Origin of the sequence: Tsuneonella mangrovi (genome assembly GCF_002269345.1) — a bacterium.
Lineage (GTDB): Bacteria > Pseudomonadota > Alphaproteobacteria > Sphingomonadales > Sphingomonadaceae > Tsuneonella > Tsuneonella mangrovi.
In genome coordinates this window covers 1,737,090-1,761,687 of sequence record NZ_CP022889.1, presented here as the reverse complement: position 1 = coordinate 1,761,687, position 24,598 = coordinate 1,737,090, and the positions used below count along the sequence as shown (strand labels likewise).

Annotated in this window: 33 protein-coding genes; 19 read left to right on the top strand and 14 right to left on the bottom strand. The window is 62.6% G+C overall.

Annotation, left to right across the window (positions count from 1 at the left end; genetic code table 11):
• Positions 1 to 30 precede the first annotated feature (30 nt).
• Complete coding sequence (locus CJO11_RS08615) at positions 31 to 525, top strand: DUF2497 domain-containing protein (protein WP_095012345.1); 495 nt, start codon at positions 31 to 33, stop codon at positions 523 to 525.
• Entirely contained in the window at positions 506 to 877 is a 372-nt protein-coding gene (locus tag CJO11_RS08610) for a (2Fe-2S) ferredoxin domain-containing protein (protein WP_095012344.1), read from the top strand. The genes CJO11_RS08615 and CJO11_RS08610 overlap by 20 nt, the downstream gene beginning before the upstream one ends.
• Here the strand turns inward: CJO11_RS08610 and CJO11_RS08605 are convergent.
• Positions 874 to 1,191 (bottom strand): hypothetical protein, encoded by a 318-nt coding sequence (locus tag CJO11_RS08605; RefSeq protein ID WP_240504386.1) that lies wholly within the window; start codon positions 1,189 to 1,191, stop codon positions 874 to 876. The genes CJO11_RS08610 and CJO11_RS08605 overlap by 4 nt on opposite strands.
• A 113-nt stretch (positions 1,192 to 1,304) precedes the next feature.
• On the opposite strand from CJO11_RS08605, the gene CJO11_RS08600 reads away from it, so the two are divergent.
• From CJO11_RS08600 to xth, 3 genes are all read left to right on the top strand, one after another.
• Entirely contained in the window at positions 1,305 to 1,736 is a 432-nt protein-coding gene (locus tag CJO11_RS08600) for a CBS domain-containing protein (RefSeq protein ID WP_095012342.1), read from the top strand.
• A 111-nt stretch (positions 1,737 to 1,847) separates the two neighbouring features.
• Positions 1,848 to 2,177 carry a HesB/IscA family protein gene (locus tag CJO11_RS08595; RefSeq protein WP_095012341.1) on the top strand — a complete coding sequence of 110 codons (330 nt, stop codon included), beginning with the start codon at positions 1,848 to 1,850 and terminating at the stop codon, positions 2,175 to 2,177.
• 10 nt (positions 2,178 to 2,187) lie between these two features.
• Complete coding sequence (gene xth, locus CJO11_RS08590; protein WP_095012340.1) at positions 2,188 to 2,961, top strand: exodeoxyribonuclease III; 774 nt, start codon at positions 2,188 to 2,190, stop codon at positions 2,959 to 2,961.
• A 17-nt stretch (positions 2,962 to 2,978) separates the two neighbouring features.
• Here xth and CJO11_RS08585 read toward each other — a convergent pair whose 3' ends face one another.
• The 10 genes from CJO11_RS08585 to CJO11_RS08540 form a co-directional block, all read right to left on the bottom strand.
• Positions 2,979 to 3,629 (bottom strand): cell wall hydrolase, encoded by a 651-nt coding sequence (locus tag CJO11_RS08585; RefSeq protein WP_095012339.1) that lies wholly within the window; start codon positions 3,627 to 3,629, stop codon positions 2,979 to 2,981.
• Between the two features lie 201 nt (positions 3,630 to 3,830).
• Positions 3,831 to 4,166 (bottom strand): DUF1491 family protein, encoded by a 336-nt coding sequence (locus CJO11_RS08580; protein ID WP_095012338.1) that lies wholly within the window; start codon positions 4,164 to 4,166, stop codon positions 3,831 to 3,833.
• Positions 4,167 to 4,172: 6 nt separating this feature from the next.
• Positions 4,173 to 4,655, bottom strand: a complete 483-nt coding sequence (locus tag CJO11_RS08575) for a PaaI family thioesterase (RefSeq protein ID WP_095012337.1) — start codon at positions 4,653 to 4,655, stop codon at positions 4,173 to 4,175.
• The gene (locus tag CJO11_RS08570; protein WP_095012336.1) at positions 4,642 to 5,103 is read right to left on the bottom strand and encodes a PTS sugar transporter subunit IIA; all 462 of its coding nucleotides are present in this window, start codon (positions 5,101 to 5,103) and stop codon (positions 4,642 to 4,644) included. Before CJO11_RS08570 ends, CJO11_RS08575 begins: the two co-directional genes overlap by 14 nt.
• A gap of 123 nt (positions 5,104 to 5,226) precedes the next feature.
• Entirely contained in the window at positions 5,227 to 5,796 is a 570-nt protein-coding gene (gene hpf / locus CJO11_RS08565; protein ID WP_095012335.1) for a ribosome hibernation-promoting factor, HPF/YfiA family, read from the bottom strand.
• 30 nt (positions 5,797 to 5,826) lie between these two features.
• Entirely contained in the window at positions 5,827 to 6,531 is a 705-nt protein-coding gene (gene dnaQ / locus CJO11_RS08560) for a DNA polymerase III subunit epsilon (RefSeq protein ID WP_095012334.1), read from the bottom strand.
• Between the two features lie 57 nt (positions 6,532 to 6,588).
• Positions 6,589 to 7,221 carry a dephospho-CoA kinase gene (coaE, locus tag CJO11_RS08555; protein WP_095012333.1) on the bottom strand — a complete coding sequence of 211 codons (633 nt, stop codon included), beginning with the start codon at positions 7,219 to 7,221 and terminating at the stop codon, positions 6,589 to 6,591.
• Entirely contained in the window at positions 7,218 to 8,072 is an 855-nt protein-coding gene (locus tag CJO11_RS08550) for a shikimate dehydrogenase family protein (RefSeq protein ID WP_095012332.1), read from the bottom strand. The genes coaE and CJO11_RS08550 overlap by 4 nt, the downstream gene beginning before the upstream one ends.
• Positions 8,069 to 8,656: a Maf family protein gene (locus tag CJO11_RS08545; protein ID WP_095012331.1), complete on the bottom strand. Its 588-nt coding sequence runs from the start codon at positions 8,654 to 8,656 to the stop codon at positions 8,069 to 8,071. The genes CJO11_RS08550 and CJO11_RS08545 overlap by 4 nt, the downstream gene beginning before the upstream one ends.
• Positions 8,653 to 9,498: a pyruvate, water dikinase regulatory protein gene (locus tag CJO11_RS08540; protein WP_095012330.1), complete on the bottom strand. Its 846-nt coding sequence runs from the start codon at positions 9,496 to 9,498 to the stop codon at positions 8,653 to 8,655. The genes CJO11_RS08545 and CJO11_RS08540 overlap by 4 nt, the downstream gene beginning before the upstream one ends.
• Before the next feature lie 322 nt (positions 9,499 to 9,820).
• Between CJO11_RS08540 and hemE the strand changes: the two genes are divergently transcribed.
• From hemE to CJO11_RS08515, 5 genes are all read left to right on the top strand, one after another.
• Positions 9,821 to 10,846, top strand: coding sequence for a uroporphyrinogen decarboxylase (hemE, locus tag CJO11_RS08535; protein WP_095012329.1), 1,026 nt, complete (start codon positions 9,821 to 9,823; stop codon positions 10,844 to 10,846).
• Positions 10,847 to 10,877: 31 nt separating this feature from the next.
• On the top strand, positions 10,878 to 11,321 hold the full coding sequence (locus CJO11_RS08530) for a CopD family protein (protein WP_095012328.1): 444 nt from the start codon (positions 10,878 to 10,880) through the stop codon (positions 11,319 to 11,321).
• Positions 11,322 to 11,492: 171 nt separating this feature from the next.
• On the top strand, positions 11,493 to 12,758 hold the full coding sequence (gene rho / locus CJO11_RS08525) for a transcription termination factor Rho (protein ID WP_095012327.1): 1,266 nt from the start codon (positions 11,493 to 11,495) through the stop codon (positions 12,756 to 12,758).
• Positions 12,759 to 13,001: 243 nt separating this feature from the next.
• Complete coding sequence (locus tag CJO11_RS13330; protein ID WP_205651051.1) at positions 13,002 to 13,235, top strand: hypothetical protein; 234 nt, start codon at positions 13,002 to 13,004, stop codon at positions 13,233 to 13,235.
• An 8-nt stretch (positions 13,236 to 13,243) separates the two neighbouring features.
• The gene (locus CJO11_RS08515; protein WP_240504609.1) at positions 13,244 to 13,780 is read left to right on the top strand and encodes an AAA family ATPase; all 537 of its coding nucleotides are present in this window, start codon (positions 13,244 to 13,246) and stop codon (positions 13,778 to 13,780) included.
• Here the strand turns inward: CJO11_RS08515 and CJO11_RS08510 are convergent.
• The 3 genes from CJO11_RS08510 to CJO11_RS08500 are packed head-to-tail and all read right to left on the bottom strand — an operon-like array spanning position 13,772 to position 16,487.
• On the bottom strand, positions 13,772 to 14,170 hold the full coding sequence (locus CJO11_RS08510) for a nuclear transport factor 2 family protein (RefSeq protein WP_095012325.1): 399 nt from the start codon (positions 14,168 to 14,170) through the stop codon (positions 13,772 to 13,774). The genes CJO11_RS08515 and CJO11_RS08510 overlap by 9 nt on opposite strands.
• Positions 14,167 to 15,789 carry an FMN-binding glutamate synthase family protein gene (locus tag CJO11_RS08505; protein WP_240504383.1) on the bottom strand — a complete coding sequence of 541 codons (1,623 nt, stop codon included), beginning with the start codon at positions 15,787 to 15,789 and terminating at the stop codon, positions 14,167 to 14,169. The genes CJO11_RS08510 and CJO11_RS08505 overlap by 4 nt, the downstream gene beginning before the upstream one ends.
• Positions 15,786 to 16,487 carry a dienelactone hydrolase family protein gene (locus tag CJO11_RS08500; RefSeq protein ID WP_095012324.1) on the bottom strand — a complete coding sequence of 234 codons (702 nt, stop codon included), beginning with the start codon at positions 16,485 to 16,487 and terminating at the stop codon, positions 15,786 to 15,788. Before CJO11_RS08500 ends, CJO11_RS08505 begins: the two co-directional genes overlap by 4 nt.
• 99 nt (positions 16,488 to 16,586) lie before the next feature.
• Here CJO11_RS08500 and CJO11_RS08495 point away from each other — a divergent pair, with 99 nt between their 5' ends.
• The 9 genes from CJO11_RS08495 (at position 16,587) to CJO11_RS08455 (ending at position 24,537) form a co-directional block, all read left to right on the top strand.
• A complete protein-coding gene (locus CJO11_RS08495; protein WP_095012323.1) occupies positions 16,587 to 16,844 on the top strand; it encodes a DUF6489 family protein in 258 nt (85 codons plus the stop codon).
• 30 nt (positions 16,845 to 16,874) lie between these two features.
• The gene (gene mnmE / locus CJO11_RS08490) at positions 16,875 to 18,146 is read left to right on the top strand and encodes a tRNA uridine-5-carboxymethylaminomethyl(34) synthesis GTPase MnmE (RefSeq protein ID WP_095013310.1); all 1,272 of its coding nucleotides are present in this window, start codon (positions 16,875 to 16,877) and stop codon (positions 18,144 to 18,146) included.
• Between the two features lie 100 nt (positions 18,147 to 18,246).
• Complete coding sequence (gene mnmG, locus CJO11_RS08485; RefSeq protein WP_095013309.1) at positions 18,247 to 20,097, top strand: tRNA uridine-5-carboxymethylaminomethyl(34) synthesis enzyme MnmG; 1,851 nt, start codon at positions 18,247 to 18,249, stop codon at positions 20,095 to 20,097.
• Positions 20,094 to 20,729 (top strand): 16S rRNA (guanine(527)-N(7))-methyltransferase RsmG, encoded by a 636-nt coding sequence (gene rsmG, locus CJO11_RS08480; RefSeq protein ID WP_095012322.1) that lies wholly within the window; start codon positions 20,094 to 20,096, stop codon positions 20,727 to 20,729. Before mnmG ends, rsmG begins: the two co-directional genes overlap by 4 nt.
• Entirely contained in the window at positions 20,726 to 21,502 is a 777-nt protein-coding gene (locus CJO11_RS08475; protein ID WP_095012321.1) for a ParA family protein, read from the top strand. The genes rsmG and CJO11_RS08475 overlap by 4 nt, the downstream gene beginning before the upstream one ends.
• The gene (locus CJO11_RS08470; protein ID WP_095012320.1) at positions 21,499 to 22,479 is read left to right on the top strand and encodes a ParB/RepB/Spo0J family partition protein; all 981 of its coding nucleotides are present in this window, start codon (positions 21,499 to 21,501) and stop codon (positions 22,477 to 22,479) included. Before CJO11_RS08475 ends, CJO11_RS08470 begins: the two co-directional genes overlap by 4 nt.
• A gap of 96 nt (positions 22,480 to 22,575) precedes the next feature.
• Positions 22,576 to 23,070, top strand: coding sequence for a Csu type fimbrial protein (locus CJO11_RS08465; protein ID WP_150125003.1), 495 nt, complete (start codon positions 22,576 to 22,578; stop codon positions 23,068 to 23,070).
• A 227-nt stretch (positions 23,071 to 23,297) separates the two neighbouring features.
• Positions 23,298 to 23,771 carry a Csu type fimbrial protein gene (locus CJO11_RS08460; protein WP_095012318.1) on the top strand — a complete coding sequence of 158 codons (474 nt, stop codon included), beginning with the start codon at positions 23,298 to 23,300 and terminating at the stop codon, positions 23,769 to 23,771.
• Between the two features lie 19 nt (positions 23,772 to 23,790).
• Complete coding sequence (locus tag CJO11_RS08455; protein WP_095012317.1) at positions 23,791 to 24,537, top strand: fimbrial biogenesis chaperone; 747 nt, start codon at positions 23,791 to 23,793, stop codon at positions 24,535 to 24,537.
• Positions 24,538 to 24,598 lie beyond the last annotated feature (61 nt).

The window sequence follows — 24,598 nt, the reverse complement described above, 5'->3', positions numbered from 1 at the left end:
TTCAGGCAGGTATCCGGGGGCACCATGCCAATGCGACAAGACGGTGAAGCTTCGGTCGAGGAGATCCTCGAATCGATCAAGAAAGTGATCGCGCGCGACAACCGCAACGCCGCGCTCGAGGCGCGGCGGCGGCGGGAAAGCGCAGGCGTACCAGATGCTGCGCAAGTCGGTGTCGATCTCGAAGATAACGATCGGGAAGACGAAGTCCTCGATCTCGGAGCAGCCGATTTCGTCGAGCAGGCCTCGACGGATTCCGCACACGACGAGTCGGACGAACCGGAAGACGCGCCCCTGACCACCGAAGCTGTGCGCGGATCGATGCGCGACAACCTGGCCGCGCTGGCGATGCTCGCCGAACCGGGCAGGCCGCCGCAGATCGTGCGCTCAGGCGAAACCTCGCTCGAAGAGCTGACCCGCGACCTGCTGCGTCCGATGCTCGCCGAATGGCTCGACAAGAACCTGCCGGCGATGGTCGAGCGGCTGGTCAAGGCGGAGATCGCGCGGATTGCCGGCAAACGCGGCTGACCTTGCCAAGGCGCGCGCCGCGCTCTCCAAGAGCGGCGGCGAGCGGGTCGAGCGACAGATTTTCCTGTGCGCAATGTCCGATAAGCAGAAATGCTGCCGCCGCGAGGATGGCGAGCGGGCATGGAAGTACCTCAAACGCCGCCTCAAGGAACTCGGCCTCGCAGGCAAGACCGTTCAGCGCACCAAGGCCGACTGCCTGCAGATCTGCGAAGCAGGGCCGATCGCTGTCGTGTGGCCCGAGGGCGTCTGGTACCACTCATGCGATGAGTCCGCGCTCGAACGGATCATCCAGCAGCACCTGATCGGCGGCGAGCCGGTCGAGGAGCTGCGATTGCGGGCTGAGCCGCGCTAGTCGCGATCGCCGAGTTTGCCCGGCCACTCCTCACCGGCAAGCGGGTCGACCACCGATTCGTCATGACCGGTCCCGTTGGAGAGAAACAGCAACCCCATCAGAGCGCCGGTCAGCATCATCGTGAAGCCGATCCCGAGGCCGGTCGCAATGTAGAAGTGGATCGAGGTTGCGCCATCGACCAGCCAGAAACCGGCCAACACGAGCGCCACGACCAACGCGGTGAATGCCGCCATCCACTTCATCATCCGACGATAGTGGGCGAAAGCGTGCGCCGCGTTGACCGGATCGTCGAGCGGGGATTCCGGAATGTTCACCCGCGCCAGATGGCCTTGGTCGGCATGTTGCGCAATGCCTCTTGCTGGCATTTCACGCCGGATCGTGGCATTCTGTCGAAGGAGAGTGACATGCAGGAAAGGGGAGAGAGCGCATGGATATTGCCCAGCTGATCGCCGGCCGCGCGAGTTCGGACGTTTTGACATGCGATGTGGACATGCCGATGCGCGAGGCGCTGTCGATCCTCGCCCGGCGCAGGATCGGCGCGCTGCCGGTAATGCGCGGCGGCACGGTGGCCGGGATCTTTTCCGAACGCGACGTGATCTACCGGCTCGAGAGCGACGGAGAGGTCTGCCTCGGCAAGCCTGTGGGAGAAGTGATGACCGCGCCTGCGATCACGGTTGACCCTGCGACGTCGATTGACGAAGCGCTCGGCCTGATGACTCGCCGCCGCATCCGTCACTTGCCGGTCGTGCAGGACGGGATGATGTGCGGGTTCATCTCGATCGGCGACCTGGTGAAGGCGCAAGTCGATGCGATCGCCACCGAAGCCGAAGCGATGCGCACCTATATCCAGACCGCCTGACTCTAGGCCGCGTGGATAAGTTCCGCACGAGCCACGGTGCGAGACCGTGGGGAATCTGTCCACGCGGCCTAGAGCCTTGAGCTAGGCCCGAGCGCATCCTACATCGTTGCCATGGCCGAGCAGCTCATCCTCACCCCGTCCGCCGCGAAGCGCGTGGCGTGGATCGCCCAGCGCCAGGCAAAGCCGGCGATCCTGCGGCTATCCGTCGAAGGTGGTGGCTGCTCAGGCTTCCAGTACAAGTTCGATCTCGCGGAAGGCGCGGAGACCGACGATTCGGTGAGCGAGACCGATGGCGTCAAGCTGGTGGTCGACCCGGTGAGCCTCGACCTCGTTTCCGGTAGCACGGTCGACTTCGTCGAATCGCTCGGCGGGGCGGCCTTCAAGGTCGAAAACCCGCAAGCCGCCTCCGGTTGCGGTTGCGGTTCCAGCTTCGGCATCTAAAGTCTCGCGGATGCGCATCGCATCCTTCAACATCAACGGCGTCAAGGCGCGTTTACCTCGGCTGCTCGAGTGGCTCGAGGAAACCCGCCCGACGGTTGCCTGCCTGCAGGAAATCAAGAGCCAGGACGAAGGCTTCCCGGCACACGAATTCGAAAAGATCGGCTACCATGCGATCTGGCACGGCCAGAAGGGATTCAACGGCGTTGCGATCCTCGCTGATGGGGTCACGCCGGTCGAAGCACAACGCACCTTGCCCGGCGAGCCCGATGACGATCACTCGCGCTACCTCGAAGCGGACGTGAACGGCGTGCGGGTGGTGTGCCTTTACCTGCCCAACGGCAACCCGGTGCCGGGGCCGAAGTTCGACTACAAGCTCGCGTGGATGGAGCGCCTGCGCGCGCGGATGCAGGCACTTTGGGCGCTGGAAATTCCGTGCGCGGTAGTCGGGGATTTCAACGTGATCCCCGAGGACAAGGACGTATGGTCGCCCAAGGCGATGGCGAGCGATGCGCTGATGCAGTCCGAGTCGCGCGACGCCTATGCGCGCCTTCTCGGCGACGGGTGGACCGATGCGCTCGATACTCTCAACCCACGTGGCGGGGTGTGGACATACTGGGACTACCAGGCCGGCGCGTGGCCGCGCGACCATGGTTTTCGCATCGACCACATGCTGCTGAGCCCCGAACTCGCCGACCGGATGACTGCCGCCGGCGTCGACAAGGAATACCGCGGACGCGAAAAAGCCAGCGACCACGCACCCGTGTGGGTCGAAGTCGCTGGCTGATCTGCTTCGCTACCGCCTCAGCGGTAGAAAATGTGCGAGTTGATCGTCGCTTCGGCGATGCGCGTCCGGCTCCAGCGCGGATGGACCGAACGGGTGTGAAAGTAGAGCGCGTTTTCGGCCTTGCTCTGCCACAGGTCCTCGTGGGCAATCCGGGCAATCGCCTTGGCACGCTTCCATGCGGGCGAGGACTTGCGGATGTGCGGCATCTGGCCACCACGCACGAACGAGAACTGCGCGCGCTGGAACACCACGCCGCAATAGTCCGACGGGAACGCGTCTGATTCGGCACGGTTGATCACGACCTTGGCCACAGCCAGCTGGCCGGCCAGCGGTTCACCGCGCGATTCGAAATAGACCGCACCGGCGAGACACTTCATCTCGGGTGTAAGCGCTTCGCGAGTCGGCATGTCGTCCACCAGTTCGCGCAACGACGTGGCGTCGCTCGGCGCGGCATCGACACTCGCGTGCTCGTCGACCGGCTGGACAACCGGATTCGAGACGAAAATCGGACCTTCGGATTGGGCGGGAACGGTTTCCGCGGTCAGCGGAAGCGAAACTTCGGGTTGGTCTTCGCCTGGCTGGGCGAACGCGCCGGACCCACCGGCGGCAAAAAGAGTAACAGCTGTCGCCGCGGCAACCGCCGCGAGCGTGGCTCGTCTGAACTGCATTGATCACATCGGTCTAAGCGGTGAGGCAGTCTGGCGCAGACCGGGACCCGTTCGCGTTACTTGCGTTGAACAGTGGGTCCTGTTCGAAGCCTGCCGGCTGCTCCCCGTCTACGCGCTAGCTTGTCGACCTTATGCCAACCAAAGCCGCCTACGTCCCGTAGAAGTCGCGGCGCACATAATTGCTGCAACTGCGAAGTCAACCTATTGCGGCAATGATTTCATGAATTCGTCCCGATCCGCGACATCTGCCTCGATTATCCATAAATCGGGATCGCGAGAAGACCTGCGGGTAATGTATTCGGAAAATTCTCTCTGTTTTTCAGCTTCTTCCGCTTTCGTTGCAACGAAAGCCCTGGTGCCGTCGAGTTGCGGCATCCGTTCGAAGAGTGTTGCCGGTTTACCACTTCCGATAACAACGATTACGATCGTTCCGGCATCGCGTTCCCCTTTGGCGAGGACGGTTGCGAAGCCGCCGCAGCCTTCGGCAAGTCGGCGAATGGCGGCAACCTCGAGGTGTGCAGGCAGGCGTTCGTCCACGACAGATCAGGCCGGATCGGCGTAACCAGGCAGACTTGAAAGCGGGATTCGCGACCGCATGAATGTGCCCGTACCGCGCCCGATTTCGTCGCCTTCGGCATCGACCAGCCGCGATTCGGCGACCAGCACGCGCTTGCGGCCGCTGATCCAGCGTCCTTCTGCAATCACCTCTCCCTCGCGTACAGGCTTGGTGAAATGGAGGTTGAACGAGGTCGTCAGCAGGAACCGGTCGGTCACCCGGGTGTTCGCAGCATAGAACGCCGCATCGTCGAGCATCTTGAAATAGATCGTCCCGTGCGCCGCACCGGCTGCATGGAATACCCGCTCATCGACTGAAAACACGATTCGTGAAGCGCCATCGCCGACGATCTCAAGCCGCGAGTCGAACAACCGGTTGACCGGCGCCGCATCGTAGAGCCGCTCGAGCGCGCGGTGGTGCAGGCCGGCACCACTTGCCGAGCCGCCACCCGCACTATCAGGCGGCGTCACGATCAGAGGCGTTGGTCAGCAGCGCATAGAGCGCTTCGGTGTCCTGCGCCTCGGACAGCGCGCGATGGGTGTCCTCGTCGCGCACCATTCGCGACAGGGCGGCAAGCGCGTGCAAGTGCGTGGCCCCCGAATTGGTCGGCGAAAGCAGTCCGATAACCAGGTCGACCGGCAGTTTGTCGGCAGATGCGAAATCGACCGGACTTTCCAGTTTCAGCAGCGCAGCAACGGGTCGGCTGAGTCCATCGATGCGCGCATGCGGCAGGGCAACGGCGCGACCAAATCCCGTACTGCCGAGTGCCTCGCGCTCCTCGAGACCCTCAAGCACGGTCACGCGATCGAGCGCGTATACCTTGGCGAACCGTGTCGCCATCGCTTCGAGAATCGCGCGCTTGTCGGCCAGGTCGTCGACCCAGACGGCTTCAGGCAACAGCTTGTAAATCACATCCATCGCAATTTCGTCTTCGTTCTAATGCTTTCAATCCCACGCGTCGCGCTGCCTCGCAGGAGCGCGTCCAGGATCGCCAGATTGGGGCGAAGCGGCTCGCACATCCCCTGTTTGGAAAAGTGGCGCCTAGCGCGGTTCGACCCAGCCGATCGACCCATCGCGGCGGCGATAAACCATATTGTGCCGTCCAGTGCCAGCATTTTTGAAGAACATCGCATTGGTATCGCGCAAATCGAGCATCATCACCGCGTCGGCGACGCTCGCTTCGGGGATATCGGCGGTGGTTTCGGCAATGATCATAGGGGTCTCGCCACTCGAATCGTCTTCGGCGTCCTCGGCGGGCGCCGCGAAAATCGTGTATGCGGCCTCTTCTTCCTCGGCGGCATATTGTGATTGCTCGTGACGGTCCTGCAGGCGCCGCTTGTACCGGCGCAGCTGCTTGTCGATCTTTTCAGCGGCGGCATCGGCCGCGAGGTGGGCGTCCTGAGCGGCACCGTGCGCCTTGAGGATCAGGCCCTGCATCACGTGCGTGACGATGTCGCAACTGAACGCACCCGCCGGAGCCTTGCCGAATGTAACGTTGGAGGAAATCGCGCGGTTGAAATATTTGTCGACGATCCCGGTCAAGCGATCTTCCACATGCTCCTGCAGTGCTGCGCCGGTTTCGACCTGGTGGCCCGAGATCCGAATGTCCATCGTCACGTCATCTCCTGCTTGTTGTGCGACTCATTTGCCTAACGCGCGATCGGCCCAGATTGCTCCTTCAATCCGGTCGATAAACGCGCGGTGGCGGGCGAGCTCTTGGTCCGGTGCGCTGTGGGGGCGCGGCTCGCGAAAGGGTCGCTCGCGCTTGGCCTGGGATGGCGACGCAACGAACACCGTCTCGTCGCCAGCTTCGGCAGCAAGTTCGAGCCCGATCTGTCTTCCGCCGGTAAGCTCGACGTAGAGCTGCGCGAGCAGTTCGGCATCGAGCAGCGCACCGTGCTTCACGCGGTGGCTCCGGTCGATCCCGTAGCGCGTGCACAGGGCATCGAGCGACAGCTTGGCACCGGGGTGGCGCCGCTTGGCAATCGCGATCGTGTCGACCATCCGGTCGAGACCGACCGGTTCCAATTCCGCGATCGCGAGTTCGGCATTGAGGAACCCGAAATCGAAACTGGCGTTGTGCGCAACCAACGACGCATCGCCGAGAAATTCGAGCAATTCGCCAGCGCGCTCGTGGAACCGCGGCTTGTCCGAAAGGAATGCTGCCGACAGCCCGTGCACCGCTTCGGCGGCCTCCGGCATGTCGCGATCGGGATTGAAATAGGCGTGGAATGTCACGCCGGTAGTGACCCGATTGACCATTTCGATGCATCCGATCTCGACCAGTCGATCGCCCGTCTTGGGATCCAGTCCAGTAGTCTCGGTATCGAACACGATCTCGCGCATCACCAATCTATATCGGCGCGAAACCTCCGCCTGACAAGCCTGCGACTCGCGAATGGGCTAGCGATTGCTCCCTGTCAGTGCAGCAACCAGCTGAGCGACATGGGCGCGCGTCTCGGCCAGGCTCGCGCCGGTATCGATGACATAGTCCGCACGCTCGCGCTTCTGAGCATCCGGAACCTGCAGCGAGAGGATGCGAACAAACTTTTCCGCGGTCATACCTGGGCGAGCGAGAACCCTGGCGCGCTGCGCTTCGGCGGGTGCCGAAACCACTGCTACGGCATCGACTGCCTGCGCCCCGCCTTTTTCGAACAGCAGCGGGATATCGAACACCACCAGCGGCGCATCGGCATGGCTGGCGAGGAATGCAGTGCGTTCCTTCCCGACTGCCGGGTGGACAATCGCTTCAAGCCGCGCGAGCGCATCCTTGTCGCCGAAAACTTGCGCCCCCAGTGCCTCACGCCGGACCCCCTCGGGCCCGGTCGATCCCGGGAACGCCTCCTCGATAGCTGGCAGCAAGGCGCCGTCGGGGCCTTGCATCCGGCGCACGCAGGCGTCGGCATCGAACACCGGCACACCCAAGTCCTCGAACATCGCTGCAACAGTCGATTTGCCCATCCCGATCGAACCGGTGAGGCCGAGGACCAGCGGCCCCCCGTGAGCCTTGCGAGCGGGCGAATCATCGGCGCTCATGCCAAAAGCCTTTCGCGCAGTTCGGCATCGAATGCACGCGGAGGCTCGACGCCAAAGAAATGTTGGAAGGCCACCGCCGCCTGCCCGACCAGCATTTCCAGCCCGTCGATCGTCGCAAGTCCTGTGCTTCGAGCGCCTTGAAGGAATTGCGTATCGACCGGATCGGTCACGATGTCATACGCGATTGATCCGGGTGGAGCGTGGCTCCAGTCGAACGCCAGCGGCGACTGCCCGCGCATGCCAAGCGGCGAAGCGTTGACGACAAGGTCGCAACACCCTTCGCGGTCGTCGAACGCAAAATCTGTCGGATCGGCGAAATGCGCGATATCGACCGCGTGATGCTTACCGCCCGGATCGAGCTCGTCGAGCATGGCACGCGCCTTGTCCGGGTTGCGGCCCGCAAGCACCAGCGTGAACCCTTCGCCCGCCAGCGCAGCCACGATTGCGCGCGCCGCACCGCCGGTCCCGAGAATCCGCGCCATGCGGAAAAAGTGGGTCTCACGAAGCATCCCCGCCAGTGGCTCGAGGAAACCGGGCGCGTCGGTATTGTAGCCGACCAGCGCGCCGCCGTCAGGGACGATCGTGTTCACCGCCCCGATCTTCGCAGCCAGCGGATCGAGCCGGTCGAGCAGCGGGAGCGCCGACAGTTTGTGCGGCATGGTCACGTTGCACCCACGCCAATCCGGGTCCACCCGGCGAGAGGAAAGATAGTCGGCCAATCCTGATGCTTCGACCAATGTCCCTCGGTAATCGGCGGCGATTCCAGTCTTTCCGAGCCAGAATCCGTGGATCACGGGCGACTTCGACTGGGCGATAGGGCTGCCGATCACTTCGGCATAGGGGCGCTTCATGCCAGAAGCTCCCCTTGCACGCGCAGCGCGCCGAGAACTGCCAGCAACGGCATGCCCAGCACCGTGAACTGGTCACCTTCGATCGTTTCGAACAATTGCGCACCACGCGCCTCGATCCGGAAGCAGCCGACGCATCCGGCAATCGCCGGCCATTCTGCCTCGAGGTATGCTTCGATAAATTCGTTCGACAGATCACGCACCTTGAGCCGCGCAACGTCGCCAGCCGACCACAGGACATTCCCGCCGCGCGACAACGCTGCACCGCTGTGGAGTTCCATCGTCTGGCCCGAAAAGCGCCGCAAGTGCCGCGCAGCATCCATTCTGCTGGCGGGCTTGTCGAACCGCTCGCCGTCGATGCTCACCAGCGAATCGCTCCCCAGGACTAACCGGTCAGGCCATGCGCGGCTGACCACCAGCGCCTTGGCCTGCGCCAAAGCAATGGCAATCTCCGCCGGATCCAAGGTTTCAAGCGAATCTTCGATTGCCCGCTCGTCGACATCGGCGGGAATCGAATCGAATTCCACGCCCGCAGCGTCGAGCATCGCGCAGCGGCTGGCGCTCTTCGATGCAAGCACCAGGGTCATATCGGCTTGGGCCCGTCTTCGGGTTCGCTCGCTCTTGCGCCGCGTTCGTTGTAGAGCTTGATCACCGCTGCGGCGGTTTCCTCGATTGAGCGGCGTGTCACGTCGATTACGGGCCAGGCATTGTCGGCGAACATCCGCCGCGCGAACTTCACTTCTTCATTTACTCGCTCGGCATCGACGTAATCGCTCTCGCGCCCTTCCGCGATGGTAAGCAAGCGGTTGCGGCGCACCTGCACCAGTCGCTCGGGTGCGGTCGTCAGGCCCACGACCATCGGATGGCGCAACCGGAACAGCGCATCGGGCGGCGGGCTTTCGACCACCAGCGGGATATTGGCGACCTTGTAGCCGCGGTTGGCGAGATAGATGCTGGTCGGGGTTTTCGAACTGCGCGACACCCCGGCAAGGATGATGTCGGCCTGTTCCCAATCCTCCCACGCGATCCCGTCGTCGTGCGCGATGGTGTAATGGATCGCTTCGACACGCTTGAAGTACGCCTCGTCCATCGAGTGCTGGCGCCCGGGCCGCCCATGCGCTTCCTGGCCGAGCTGCGCCTCAAGCGCTTCGGTCACTGCATCAAGCACCGGGACCGCGGGAAGCCCGAGCGTCCGACAATGTTCCTCCAGCCTTGCGCGGGTATCGACATTGACCAACGTGAACAGCACCAACCCGGGGTTGGCCGCGAGATCGGGCACGATCCGGTCGAGATGCTGGCGGCTGCGGACCATAGGCCAGAAATGGCGTTGGATATCGGTGTCCTCGAATTGCGCGAGGGCTGCCTTGGCGATCATTTCGAGCGTTTCGCCGGTGGAATCTGATAGCAAGTGCAGGTGGAGTCGCGGCATCGGGATCGGCTCGGCGGCGTGTGGACAACCCCCAGCATAAACCACGGGACAGGACTGCGGACAAGCAAGGCCCGCGATTCCATACCCAGTCCGAGTCCTCCACCCAGCACTTTATGGACACTCTGGTTGGCTTTTCGACAGGCTGGGGACAGTGGGGAAAACGATTCATTGACGCGGTAAACCAGCGATTCGCGAACCGCTTCACCCTGTTCATCGCGGGAGAATTCGGGCAGGGCGCGATTGTCCCCGAAATCCACAGGGCCAACAGACTCCATCATCTTACTTAAGAATCTTAATTGTATTGGATAGGACCCGAGAATCGATGCCCGGTCTCCTGCTTGAAACCCTGCGCGGCCAGCGTGCCGACGCTGTCCCCATGTGGCTTATGCGCCAAGCGGGGCGTTACTTGCCCGAGTATCGCGAATTGAGGGCCGACAAGGGCGGGTTCCTCGAATTGGTCTACGATACCGACGCAGCGGCGGAAGTCACGATCCAGCCGATCCGCCGGTTCGGTTTCGACGGGGCGATCCTGTTTTCTGACATCCTGATCGTTCCTTACGCGATGGGGCAACAGCTCGCATTTCTCGCCGGCGAGGGCCCGCAACTGACTCCGCGGCTGGCCGAACATCCGCTGTCGTCGCTTGTCGCGGTGCCTGAGCGTCTTGCGCCGATCTATAGGACGGTGGGCAAGGTGAAGGCAGCTCTCGGGCCTGAAACGACGTTGCTGGGCTTTGCTGGCAGCCCATGGACCGTTGCGACCTACATGGTGAACGGCGAAGGCAGCCGCGACCAGCACGAGACGCGCGCGCTGGCATATCGCGATCCGGCGCGTTTCCAGGCGATCATCGATACCATTACGCAAGTGACGGTCGAATACTTGGTCGGACAGATCGAGGCGGGTGCCGAAGCGGTGCAACTGTTCGATTCGTGGTCGGGCAGTCTTGCTCCCGACGAGTTCGAGCGTTGGGTCATCGCTCCCAACACCGCGATTGCTGTTGCGATCCACGAGCGTTGCCCTGGCGTTCCGGTGATCGGCTTTCCAAAAGGGGCGGGCGAGAAGCTGCCTGCCTATGCGAGCGAAACCGGTGTCGATGCTGTGGGAGTTGACGAGACAATCGACCCGGTATGGGCCGCGCGTGAACTGCCGCAAGGAATGCCGGTTCAGGGCAACCTCGATCCGTTGCTGCTCTTGGCCGGCGGCGATGCGTTGGTTGCCCGGGCAGAAGCAATCCTGCGTGCATTCGCAGAACGTCCGCACGTCTTCAACCTGGGACATGGGATCGACCGCAGGACCCCGATCGAACACGTCGAGCGCTTGAAAGCCACGATTCGCGGCTGGAGGGGGTGACTATGGCGGCAAGGCTACCTATTTGGGCGGCATGGAAGGCGCGCTGGCGATGACGTACCTGTGGCTGAAGGCCGGTCACATCATTTTCGTGATCTTCTGGATGGCGGGGCTTTTCATGCTGCCGCGCTATTTCGTCTACCATCAGGAAACCGAAGTCGGCTCGGCGGAGGACGCCAAGTGGATTGATCGCGAGCGCAAGCTGCTCAAGATCATCCTCAATCCCTCGATCATCGTGGTCTGGGTGCTTGGCATCCTGCTCGCGACAAGCCAGCACTTGTGGAACGCGCCATGGCTCCACGCCAAGCTGTTCCTGGTGCTGCTGCTGTCGGCCTATCATGGATGGATGGCCAGCTACTCGAAGAAGCTGGCACGTGGGGAGCGCAGACTGACCGACAAGCAGTTGCGGCTGTTCAACGAAGTGCCGGGAATGCTCGCTGCGCTGATCGTGATCCTGGTGGTCGTCAAACCCTTCTGAGCATGCGACGAACCGCGCAACGCGCGAATTGACGGCACCTTCCGCGCAGACTATTCCCCGCTCCACCAACCGGCTTGAGGGCCCTTCGCAGTCCCGCGATCCGCCCCGGTTTTGCTTTCTCCAAGCCCAGACGACCGGCCGGCCGTGTAAATCCCCAACTGGAATCATTCCATGCACCTTAAAGAACTCAAGAAGAAAGCACCGGCCGAGCTTGTCAGCATGGCCGAGGAACTCGGCGTCGAAGGCGCCAGCACCATGCGGCGGCAGGACCTGCTGTTCTCGATCCTGCGCGAACTCGCCGAAGACGAGGAATACGACGAGAAGATCATGGGCATCGGCACGATCGAAGTGCTGAGTGACGGCTTCGGTTTCCTCCGCAGCCCGGAAGCGAATTACCTTGCCGGCCCGGACGATATCTACGTCTCGCCCAACCAAGTCCGCAAATGGGGCCTGCGCACCGGCGATACCGTTGAAGGCGAGATTCGCGCGCCAAAGGAGGGCGAGCGCTACTTCGCACTGACCAGCCTGACTTCGGTCAACTACGACGATCCCGAAGCGGTCCGCCACCGGACCAACTTCGACAACCTCACGCCGCTCTACCCGGACGAGAAGCTGTCGCTCGACACGCTTGACCCGACCGTGAAGGACAAGAGCGCGCGAGTGATCGATATCATCAGCCCGCAGGGCAAGGGCCAGCGCGCGCTGATCGTCGCGCCGCCGCGTACCGGTAAGACCGTGCTGCTGCAGAACATCGCCAAGGCAATCACCGATAACCACCCCGAAGTGTTCCTGCTGGTGCTGCTGGTCGACGAGCGGCCCGAGGAAGTCACCGACATGCAGCGCAGCGTGAAGGGCGAAGTGATCTCCTCGACCTTCGACGAGCCCGCGACGCGCCACGTCCAGGTCGCCGAGATGGTCATCGAGAAGGCCAAGCGGCTCGTCGAGCACAAGCGCGACGTAGTTATCCTGCTCGACTCGATTACGCGTCTTGGCCGTGCCTACAACACCGTCGTGCCGAGTTCGGGCAAGGTGCTGACGGGCGGTGTCGATGCCAACGCGTTACAGCGCCCGAAGCGGTTCTTCGGCGCGGCGCGCAACATCGAGGAAGGTGGTTCGTTGTCGATCATCGCGACCGCGCTGATCGATACCGGCAGCCGGATGGACGAAGTCATCTTCGAAGAGTTCAAGGGGACCGGCAACAGCGAAATCGTGCTCGACCGCAAGGTCGCCGACAAGCGCATCTTCCCCGCGCTCGATGTCGGCAAGTCCGGCACCCGCAAGGAAGAACTGCTGGTCGAGAAGGACAAGCTCTCGAAGATGTGGGTCCTGCGCCGGATCCTGATGCAGATGGGTACCGTCGACGCGATGGAATTCCTGCTCGACAAGATGAAGGATTCGAAGACCAACGAGGACTTCTTCGCGACGATGAACCAGTAATCGGGGCTTGCAATGGCACGGGAATTCGGACCCCTGCGGCTGAAACCCCTCGATCTGGTAATCGCGACCACGGCCTTACAATTGATTGTCGGCAAACGCAGTTCGTTGATCAAGAACTGGGGCATCCTGCTGGTTTGCGCAGGGGCCCTCGTCGTATCCCAAGCACGGTCCGATTCGACATTGCTTTGGATGGGGCTGGGTTTGCCGGTCCTGCTTTTCGTGGTGTTACCTGTGCTTCGGGGTATGTCTCGGCCCGCCTTTACTCTGGCCGTAACCGATCGCGGGCTGCTGGTGCGCACAAGTGCAATCGAAACGCTGTACCTGCGGGTTGACGTTCGCCGAGTCCGCACGGTGCTGGGACGGATGCTGATTCCGATCTCCGGGCAGTCGGTCCTGGTGGTCCCGATCGTGCAGATCGGCGAAGAAGCCGCTATCGACTTGAGGCGGCAAGTTCTTGCCTTGCCGTTCATCGGTTAAATGCGGTGATGACGCGTCCAAGCATCCGACATGCCGTGCTTACCGGTGCCCCGGGTGCGGGCAAGTCCACGCTGCTTGAAGCCGCCGGTTCGGCTGGTCTCGCCACTTCGCCTGAAGTGGCGCGGCAGATCCTCTCCGCGCCAGGCGGGATGGCGCTGCGCGAGGAGGATCCGCACGGATTTGCCGAAGCGATGCTCGACGCCCATGCACACGAATTCGAACGCGCTCACAAGCTGGGTGGGCCAGTCGTTTTCGACCGCGGGTTTCCCGATGTCGCCGGGTTCCTCGATGTGTCGGGCCTGTCGATACCCAAGGCGGTCGACGATGCGTGTCGCCAACTGCGCTATGCCGGGCCGATCCTGCGGGCGCCGGCATGGGCGGCGATCTATGTGCAGGACGCGCAGCGTATCCAGAACTGGGAAGAAGCGGTTGCGAGCGACAAGGCGGTGACCGCCGCATGGCGCCGCTATGGCTACGATCCGGTCGACCTGCCTCTGGTTCCCGTGGAGCAGCGCCTTTCGTTCCTTAAGGAGCGCCTAGGCTGATGCCTTCGCCAGCTGCGCGCCCATCAATTCCCAGACCTTGTTGATCGCCTTGAGCGGGCGGACCATGACCTTGAAATCCTCGATCATGCCGTCTTCGTCGAAGCGGATGAGGTCGATGCCGTTGATCTGGATGCCGTCGAGTTCGGTGTAGAATTCGAGCATCGCTTCATCGCCATCGACCAGTTCGCGGGCGTAGCGGAACGAATCCCCGTTGAGCACCACGCCGGCAGCCGAAAGGTATGCGACGACGATGTCGCGACCCTTTTGCGGGGTATGGACAACCGGTGAGTGGAACACCGCGTCTTCGCGGATGATCGCCGCCAGGTCTTTGGGTTTGTTTCCTGCCTTCAGCACCGTGTGCCAGCGTTCGAGTCCCTTTTTCGCGCTCATGATTTCCTCTGGAACGTGTGTGCCTGTGCGGCATGCCAGTAGCGGGCATAGTGCGTCGAGTCCGGATCGGACAACAAGATTCCCTCGGGCAGGAATTCATAGATTCGGTCGATCGCATGCGATCGGGCGCTGTTGAGCCGCTCGTTGATGTGATCAGGGGTGATCTGCCACGGGTTGTCGAGTCCCATCGCGACGACGATCGTATGCAGCGCCTCGAGTGTCGCCTTCTGGAACCGCGCGACCCTTTCCGCCTTGTCTTCGACCACCAGTCCACGCTGGCGGGTCTTGTCCTGCGTTGCGATGCCGGTGGGGCAGGTATCCTCGTGGCAGCGCATCGATTGCACGCACCCCAGCGAGAACATCATTGCGCGCGCGGCATTACACCAGTCCGCGCCGAGGCCGAGGTTCATTGCGAGGCCTGCGCCGGAGTGGACCTTGCCCGATGCACCGAGCTTGACCGCGCCTTTCAGCCCCGTGCCGATCAGCGCATTGCGCACCAGGATCAGCCCTTCGCGCAGTGGCATCCCTACGCGGTTCGATAGCTCGACCGGTGCCGCACCGGTGCCACCTTCTGCCCCGTCGACGACAATGAAATCGAGCCGGATGCCGGTCTCGCGCATGGCTTTCATGATCGCGAACACTTCGTGTGGCTGGCCGACACACAATTTCGCCCCGACCGGTTTGCCGCCTGACAAATCTCGCAGACGAGCGGCCCATTCGAGCAATTCGATCGGGGTCGAGAAGATCGAATGCGCGGCGGGCGAAACGCAGTCCTTACCAGCGGGGACGTGGCGTGCTTCGGCGATTTCCTCGCTGACCTTGACCCCGGGCAGCACACCGCCATGGCCAGGCTTTGCGCCCTGGCTAAGCTTGATCTCGACCATCTTGACCTGGTCGAGACGGGCGGTTTCGGTGAACAGACCTTCGTCGAACCCGCCGCTGTCGCCGCGGCAGCCGAAGTATCCGCTGCCGATTTCCCATACCAGGTCGCCACCGTGCTTGCGGTGATACTTCGACAGGCCGCCTTCGCCGGTATCGTGGTAGAACCTGCCGAGCGCCGCGCCCTTGTTCAATGCCATGATCGCATTGGCCGAAAGCGAGCCGAAGCTCATCGCCGAGATGTTGAGCAGCGCCGCCGCGTAAGGTTGTGAGCATTGTTCATTGCCGATCGTCACGCGCCATTCCTTGGGCGCGCTTTCGTTGGGGACGATCGAGTGGGCGAGCCATTCGTACTCGTCCGAATAGACGTCGAGCTCGGTACCGAACGGGTGATCGTCGAGCTGGTCCTTTGCCCGGGCGTAGACCAGCGCGCGCTGGTCGTGGTTGAACGGGCGGCCTTCGAGATCCCCTTCCACGATGTAGGCGCGCGCGAACGGGCGCAGGTCTTCCATCGCCCAGCGCACCCGGGCGAGCAGCGGGTAGTTGCGGCGCAGCGAGTGCTTGTCCTGGAAGAAATCGAGCAGCGCGACCGCCAGCAGGGGAACCGTCAGGATCAAACCCCACATCCACTTGCCCCCGGCCGCAGCAAAAGCAGCCGTTAACGCGGCAAGCAGCAGGAGCGGGAGCATCCGCATGAACAGGCTTTCGGTGTGATGGCGGGTTGCAGCGCTGAAGATCATGCTGCGAGGTGCTCCTTGAAGAATGTTTCGGTGCGGCCGTCGGCGAGCGTCGCACCGGCATCGTTGCGGCGATTGCCGAACTGGGTCGCAAACCCGTGGTCGAGGCCTTCGTAGTCGTACAGGGTGACCTTCGGCAGCGGATCGAGCCCTTCGTGCATCGCCTTTTGCGCTTCAGGCGGAACGAACCCGTCGGCGGTCGGGATATGCAGCATCAGCGGGTGAGCGATTGCGTGGCTCTCGCGCAGCAGGTCCGGGATCCCGACCGCGTAGTATCCGACCGAGGCGTTGATGTCGGTGCGCGCGGCGGTCATATAGGCGAGCCGCCCGCCAAGACAGTATCCGACTGCCCCGACCTTCTTGCCGCCGGATTCAGCGCGCGCCCAGTGGATCGTCGCTTCGATATCGCGAATGCCCTGGTCCTGGTCGAACTTGCCCAAAAGATCGAGCGCGCGGTGGAACTCGGGTTCGATGTCGGGATCGAGCTCGATGCCCGGTTCGAGCCGCCAGAACAGGTCGGGCGCGACCGCGAGGTAGCCTTGCTCGGCCAGCAGGTCGCACTTGCGCTGGATCCCGGCATTGACCCCGAATATCTCCTGGATGACGATGATTGCAGCGGTGGGCTCGCCAGCGGGACGGGCGACGTAGGCGTTGAAGCTGTCGGTTCCGGACAGGGTGGGAATGGAAACCATCGAAGTCATGCAGATTCTCCCGTTCAAACTCTCGTGAATGCGGCGTAGGGCTTGCGGATACCGTTCGACAAGCCAAGATGGGTTTCATTGCATAACGGAGAAACGGCGATGAAGGTCCATATCGAAATCGATTGTACGCCCGAAGAGGCCCGGTCCTTCATGGGCTTGCCCGATGTCGGCAAGGCGAACGACGTCTATGTCGACATGATGACCAAGGCGATGAAGGGGGTCGGAAGCACCGAGAAGCTGCAGGAATATGCCAACCAGATGGCCCCGATGGGGCAGGTCGGCCTGAAGCTGTTCCAGAACTTCATCGAAGGCGCGACCAAGGCGCAGGGCGGATCGAGCAAGGCCGGCAAGGATTAGGGCGCGCCGCGCGCGGTGCCGCAAGCTGCGATGAGCGACACCATCTTTGCCTTGTCGAGCGGAGCGCCGCCCGCAGCGATTGCGGTCGTCCGCGTGAGCGGAGCTCGTGCGCATGAATCAATTGAGGCGTTGGCGGGCAGGGTGCCGGAGCCGCGCCGTGCCGTGGCGACGGAGTTGCGTGACGGAGAGGGTGCGCCGCTCGACCGCGCGTTGGTGCTGTGGTTGCCGGGGCCGGGCACCGCTACCGGAGAAGATACGGTCGAGCTGCACCTGCACGGTGGGCGAGCCGTGGTTGCCGCCATCGAAGGCGCACTTGCGGGAATCGGGCTACGCAGGGCCGAGGCGGGCGAGTTCACCCGGCGCGCGTTCGTGAATGGACGGATCGATCTTGCCGAGGCCGAAGGACTCGCCGATCTCCTCGAAGCCGAAACGGAACTGCAGCGCCGGTCGGCGATGGCGATGGCTTCGGGTGCGTTGTCGCGTACGATCGATGGTTGGCGGGAACGCCTACTGCGCCTTTCCGCGCAAGTGGAGGCGGTGCTCGATTTTGGTGACGAAGACGATGTTGGCGGACTTTCGCCAGAGTTCTCTGCTCAAATCGCTGATTTGGAAGAAGAATTGGCCATCTGGTTGGCAAGGCCGCGCGCCGAACCGCTCAAAGAGGGCTTCAGGGTGGTACTCGCAGGGCCGCCGAATGTTGGAAAATCCAGCTTATTCAATGTATTGCTTGAGAATGAAGCTGCGATAACCTCTCCGACCGCAGGTACTACCCGCGATGTCATCGAGCGATCAGTCGCATTCGAGGGCATTGCGTTCACGCTGGTCGATACAGCCGGGCTGCACGAGGCGACCGACGATGCGATCGAGCGCGAAGGGATCGATCGCGCCAGATCAGCACTCGATCGAGCCGATCTGGTGCTGTGGCTCGGTGCCGAAGGTGAGGGCCCGGTGGGGTCTTGGGAAGTCGAAACGATGGCCGATCTCGGCAAGGCAACCAAGCGCGATGCGCGGGTACGGGTGTCGGCCATCGATGGTTCAGGAGTTGAAAGCTTGAAGCATCAACTGATTGATGTTGCGAGAAAGTCTTTGCCAAGACCCGGAGAAGGCGCGCTGAGCAAGCGGCAGCATGACATCATGACGGAGGCCCATTCGGCGTTGTCGGGTATTTCGATAGAGGGCGATCCCTTGATCACGGCCGAGCGTCTGCGTGCGACGCGTGTCGCGTTCGATCGGTTGACCGGCCGCGCAACCACTGAAGACATGCTCGACGCGCTTTTTGGGCGTTTCTGTATCGGGAAATAGGCGTGTTCCACGTGAAACATCGCGAATTGGCGCTCGGGTCAACCATTGCGACTAATCAGGCTTTGACCGGGTTGTGTCGGTCACCTATCTGCGCCTTTCGATGGAAGCGTTCGACATCCTCGTTGTCGGCGGCGGTCACGCCGGCGTAGAGGCGGCAGCCGTAGCCGCACGGATGGGTGCGCGCGTCGGACTTGTCACATTCGATCCCGACGCGATCGGGGCGATGAGCTGCAATCCGGCAATCGGCGGTCTCGGGAAAGGTCACCTTGTTCGCGAGGTGGATGCGTTCGACGGTATCATAGGTCGAGCAGCCGATGCGGGCGCAATCCATTACCGGATGCTCAATCGCTCGAAGGGGAGTGCAGTTTGGGGTCCGCGCGTCCAGGCCGATCGGATGTTGTTCAGGGGGGCGGTCCAGCAATTCATTCGCAAGCAGGCCAACCTTTCAGTGGTGGCTGGCGAAGTGGCGTCTTTGCTCTTGGATGGCGGACGCATTGCAGGACTCGGGCTTGGCGACGGAACACAACTGGTAACCCGAGCTGTCATTCTGTGCACCGGGACTTTTCTTGGCGGCACCTTGTTCCGGGGCGAGGAACGCTTCGAAGGTGGCCGGATTGGCGAGAATTCGGCGCAAGCGCTGGCTATGCAGCTGCGCGAGGCAGACTTGCCGATGGCGCGGCTCAAGACCGGGACGCCCCCGCGCCTCGACGGGCGCACGATCGATTGGGCACGGTTGGACGAACAGCCTTCCGATGCAGAGGCGTGGACAATGTCTCCGCTCACCCGGTCTCGCGCGAACCCGCAGGTCGCTTGTGCGATCACGCGTACGACAAGCGCGGGGCACGACCTGATCCGCGCCAACCTCCACCGTTCGCCTCTGTTCAGTGGGGCGATCGGGGCGGCGGGGCCTCGCTATTGCCCCTCGATCGAAGACAAGATCCACCGCTTCGGCGACCGTGACGGGCACCAGGTATTCCTCGAGCCCGAGGGATTGGCAACACACCTGGTCTACCCCAACGGGATCAGCACATCGTTACCGACCGACGTCCAGCTCGCCTTCCTGCGCACCATGGCAGGATTGGAGCAGGTTGAGATGGTCGTCCCCGGATATGCGGTCGAATACGATCATATCGATCCACGCGCACTCGATGGCGGGTTGCAAGTCAAGGCGATCCCGGGCCTCTATTGCGCGGGACAGATTAATGGCACGACCGGGTATGAGGAAGCGGCTGCACAAGGCCTCGTTGCCGGGATGAATGCCGCGGCGAGCGTTCTTGGGCGTGAAGCGCCTTTGCTCGACCGAGCGAATTCGTACATTGCCGTGATGATCGACGACCTGACTCTGCACGGCGCGAGCGAGCCATACCGCATGCTCACGGCCCGAGCAGAGTATCGGCTGCGCTTGCGCGCGAGCAATGCCACCACCCGATTGACCCCACTGGCGATTGCTACCGGTTGTGTCGGCGAAGAGCGAAAGGTGTGGTTCGATGCGCGCGAGCATCGACGTTCCACGTGGAACACGGCAATCGCTGTGCCAGTGACATCGGTGGAGCTGGCCGAGGCGGGACTTCCGGTGAAACGCGACGCCGGACGCAAGCCGCTGGCCGAATGGTTGGCGCACCCTGACCTTGACGGCCAATCGCTAAAGGCGTGGTTGCCCGAAGGTTTTGCCGACGACGAGGCCGGGATCGAGCTTGCCGAAGACGCTGCCTACGCGCCCTATCTCGCGCGGCAGGAAGCGGAATTGCGCGACTTGCGAGCGAGCGAAGCGGTCCGACTGGCGCCCGACTTTCGGTTCGAAGCTGTACCCGGCCTGTCGAACGAGATGGTCGAGCGGCTCGCGGCCGCGAAGCCTGCAAATCTCGCTGCGGCCGGTCGGATTCCCGGAATTACCCCCGCGGCACTCGCTGCGCTGCTGGTCCACGCCCGGCGTGTGGAGGCGGCGGCGTGATCGCTTCGGAAGGCGAAGCTCGCACATTTGTAGAGGAACTCGGCTCGAACCGAGCGATCGAGCGGCTTGAGGAATTGGTTGCCAGCCTGTGTGTTGAAAATACACACCAGAACCTGGTGGCCGCTCGCTCGCTCGACTCGGTGTGGCAGCGGCATCTGGCCGATAGCGCACAGTTGCTCCATCATGTTTCACGTGAAACGCTGGATGCTCCTTGGCTCGACCTGGGTTCAGGAGCCGGGTTTCCTGGTCTCGTGATCGCGATTTTGCGCCCGGAGTGGCCCGTGGTGTTGGTCGAATCGCGCAAGAGGCGAATCGAGTGGCTCACTCGCATGGTAGTGAAGCTCGGACTTGAGCGATGTAGAATCGAGGGAAAACGCCTCGAACTCCTCGATACATTCTCCGCGAGTGTCATATCGGCGCGCGCATTTGCTCCGATGCCGCGTTTGCTCAGCTTATCCCGCCGCTTTTCCACAAGCGACACCGTGTGGCTGTTGCCCAAGGGGCGCTCGGCGGAGCAGGAAGTAGCCGGCCTGCCGCGGGGGATGAGGCGGATGTTCCACGTGGAACCCTCGCTTACCGACCCGGAATCGGGAATTATCGTGGGTCGAAACAAGGAGGCGTTGCCGCAATGATCACCATCGCCATAGCCAACCAGAAGGGCGGGGTGGGCAAGACCACGACAGCGATCAACATCGCTACTGCGATGGCGGCAACCGGCTGGAAAACCTTGCTAATCGACCTCGATCCGCAAGGAAATGCCTCCACCGGGATGGGCGTCGACGGAGAGCATCGAGACAATTCGAGCTACGACCTCGTCGTCGAGGGGCAACCGCTGGCCGAGTGCATCCAGCCGACCAACATCCCGGGGCTCGACATCGTCCCGGCGACGCAGGACCTGAGCGGAGCCGAGGTCGAACTGGTCGCCGTGGAGGATCGCACTGCCCGGTTGTCGACCGCCCTCGCTGGCCACAACGGCCACGATATTGCCTTTATCGACTGCCCGCCATCGCTGGGGCTCTTGACGCTCAATGCACTCGGTGCAGCCGATACTCTGTTGGTGCCTCTCCAGTGCGAATTCTTCGCTCTCGAGGGTCTGAGCCAGCTCTTGCAGACGGTCGAGCGGGTCCAGAACCGGTTCAATCCCGATCTCGGAATCATCGGCATCGTCCTGACGATGTTCGACCGGCGCAACCGCTTGACCGACCAGGTGGCCGATGACGTGCGCGATTGCCTCGGGCCGCTGGTGTTCGAATCGGTAATCCCTCGCAACGTCCGCTTGTCCGAAGCGCCGAGCCACGGACTTCCGGCGCTTGTCTACGATCACAATTGCCCCGGGAGCCGCGCCTATATCGCCCTTGCGCGCGAACTGATCGGGCGCATCCCTGCCGAAAGGAAAGCCGCATGAGCGATCCGACCGACCCCATTCGTTTCTCGATCCCGGAACGCCCCAAGGGTGACACGAAGAAGAAACTCGGCAAGGGGCTGGGCGCCCTGCTCGGCGAAACCCGGAGGGAGGAGCCACTGGCCGCCGGCGGCACACCCGACGAGGGTGGAACGCTCGTAAAAACAGCGGGTTCGGGGCTTTCCAGCCTGCCCGTGTCGGCGATCGAACCGCTGCCCAACCAGCCCCGTAAACGCTTCGACGAGGAAGCACTTGAGCAGCTCGCCCAGTCGATCGCCCAGCGCGGGGTAATCCAGCCGGTAATAGTCCGTCCGCTTGCCGGCGGGCGCTTCCAGTTGGTCGCGGGTGAACGCCGCTGGCGTGCGGCGCAGAAAGCCAGACTGCACGAGATTCCCGCGTTGGTGCGCGATCTCGATGAGCGCGAAGTAATGGCGCTGGCGCTGATCGAGAATGTCCAGCGCGAGGATCTCAATCCGGTAGAGGAGGGCAGGGCTTACCAGCGGCTGGCCGATCTCGAAGGCATGACCCAGGCCGAAATAGCCAAGTTGGTCGATAAATCGCGCAGCCACGTCGCGAATCTCCAACGGTTGCTGCTCCTGCCCGATGAAGTGCTTGATCTTGTTGAAGATGAACAGCTTTCGATGGGCCATGCGCGTGCGCTGATCGGCAACGAAAACGCCGTCCCGCTTGCGCGGCAGGCGGTTAACGGCAAGCTGTCCGTTCGCGAGGTCGAGCGTCTTGTGCGCAAGGGGGCCGCGGGGGCGGCTGGCGAGGGAGAACGCCGCAAGGCCCGCGCGGCTCGTCCTGGCACTAACGATGCCGACATCGCTGCAGTCCAGCGTCATTTGGAGGAGTTTCTCGGCCTGTCGGTTCGGATCAAGACCGACGCCGATCCGCGGGCAGGAACAGTGACTATCCGATATCGTACACTCGACCAACTCGACCTTGTTTGTCAGAGGCTTACGGGCGGCGATATCTGATCAATCGCCGGTTCGATCCCAAGGTGATTAGGATACCGGTAAGCATTTTTGGTTACACAGCGGCCGGATAGGGGACCGGTCACTGTGAAATCCGTGATGAAAATCGCTGTATTTCCGGCGTTTGCAGCCTGCCTGGCTGCAGCGAACCCGGCCTATGCCGGACAAACGACCAATTCGGTTCCGGCTACACTCAAGGTCAATACGAGTTGCGGGATCAAGACCAATCCGCTGATGTTCGGCAACTCCAAGCCCAACATCAAACAGATTGACGCATCCTCGACGATCGACGTGACTTGCAATCCGGGCACCGCCTACACGGTGTCGATCGACGACGGGCAGAATGCGACTGCAGCTGGCCAGCGCCGGATGCTCGCGCAAACCGCGGTGAATCTGAAATTCATCTACGTCAGCTACGACATTTACCAAGATGCTGCGCGCACCCAGCGATGGGGCGCAACGCCCGGATCGCTGGAATCCGGCACCATCCCTCCCAGCGGTACGGTGACCCACACGCTCTATGGCCGGGTTCCGGCAGGCAAGGCGCTGCCGACGGTCTATCTCGACACCGTCACGATTACCCTCAGCTTTTGAGCCGTTAGCCTCGCTCGAACGCCCATCCGACAGAATGTAAGCCAGATGCACGCTCCTGGCGTGGTTAAAATCGTCCGCACCTTTTACCCGGTGTTAACCATATTACCGTAGGCAAGTTCCCGTAACGAAGCACGAATTCCTGCGTAACCATTAGGGGTTTCGCAAGCTTTCTGCGCCATGGAAGTACCCGGCACATTACTTAGCCAGGACTTAGGGGATCAATTACCATGCGTAAGATTGCTATTCTTGTTGCTGCTGCCGCAGCCGTTACCGCCACGCCTTCGTTTGCGGGCACAGCCACCGGGACCGTTCAGGTCTCGCTCAACGTTACCACGGCGTGCAGCGTGACCGCGCAGCCGCTGGATTTCGGTTCGACGACTTCGCTTGCCGTCGCCATCGATTCGACTTCGCCGACGACCGTGAACTGCACCCCTGGTGCCGCTTACTCGGTGTTCGTCGACTACGGCGCGAATGCAGGTGCCACGACCCAGCGCGAGCTGAAGTCGGTTGCTGGCGACCTGATTAGCTACGACATCTACAGCGATTCGGCTCGCACGACCGCGTGGACCCCGTCTGCGGGTACGACCGGCGTCGGCGATGGCACCAACCAGGCGATCACGCTCTACGGCCGCGTTCCGGCCCAGGCGGCGGTTCCTGCCGGTACCTACAGCGATTCGGTTGTGGTCAGCGTCAACTACTGATCTCACCATGGAGACCTGAATGATCCGCACAGCTGCTGTCTTCCGCGCGTTCGTGGCGATCGCAGCGTGCGGGTCATTCACCTTCGGTCTCGTCGGCGCTGAAACGCCCGCTGCGGCACAATCCGCAACCGGCGCGGCGCTCAACGTCTCGCCTCTCAGGATCGAGATCCAGGACGCCCAACGCGGCGCCACTTTGCTCATAGCGAATGTATCGACCCGGGCCGTGCCGGTCCAGACGCGCCTGTTCGCCTGGTCGCAGGTCAACGGCGAAGATGTCTACGCTCCGAGCACCGACCTGACCATTTCTCCGTCGATCGTATCCATTCCCGCCGGCGAAACGCAGATTGTGCGCCTATTGCGCACAACGCCCGCGTCGCCGGGCGAGAAGCGTTTCAGGCTGGTCGTGGACCAATTGCCTGACCCCACGCTTGCCCAAGCCGGGACCGCCGAGGCGCGGATCCGGTTCAACCTGCCCGTTTTCCTCGACCGCGATACGGCCGCTCCTGCTGAGCTTGGCTGGACGATCGGACCGAACGGGATCTCGGTCACCAACAGCGGTGGCCAGACGGCACGGATAATCAAGATCGACGTGAAGACCGCGGACGGGAAATCCGTCGCGCTCGGACACAATATCCTGCGCTATGTGCAGGGTAAATCGACGATTTCCTGGCCGGATGATAATGCCTGTTCGCTCGGTGCGGTGACGATCACTGCCTATGTGGACGGCCGGACGGTCGATGCGCAGCCTCGCTCATCGTGCGGTTAGGCCTCTCCTAGCGCTCCTGGTCGCTGTTGCGGCGCTTGCGGGGGCACCCCTGCAGGCGCAG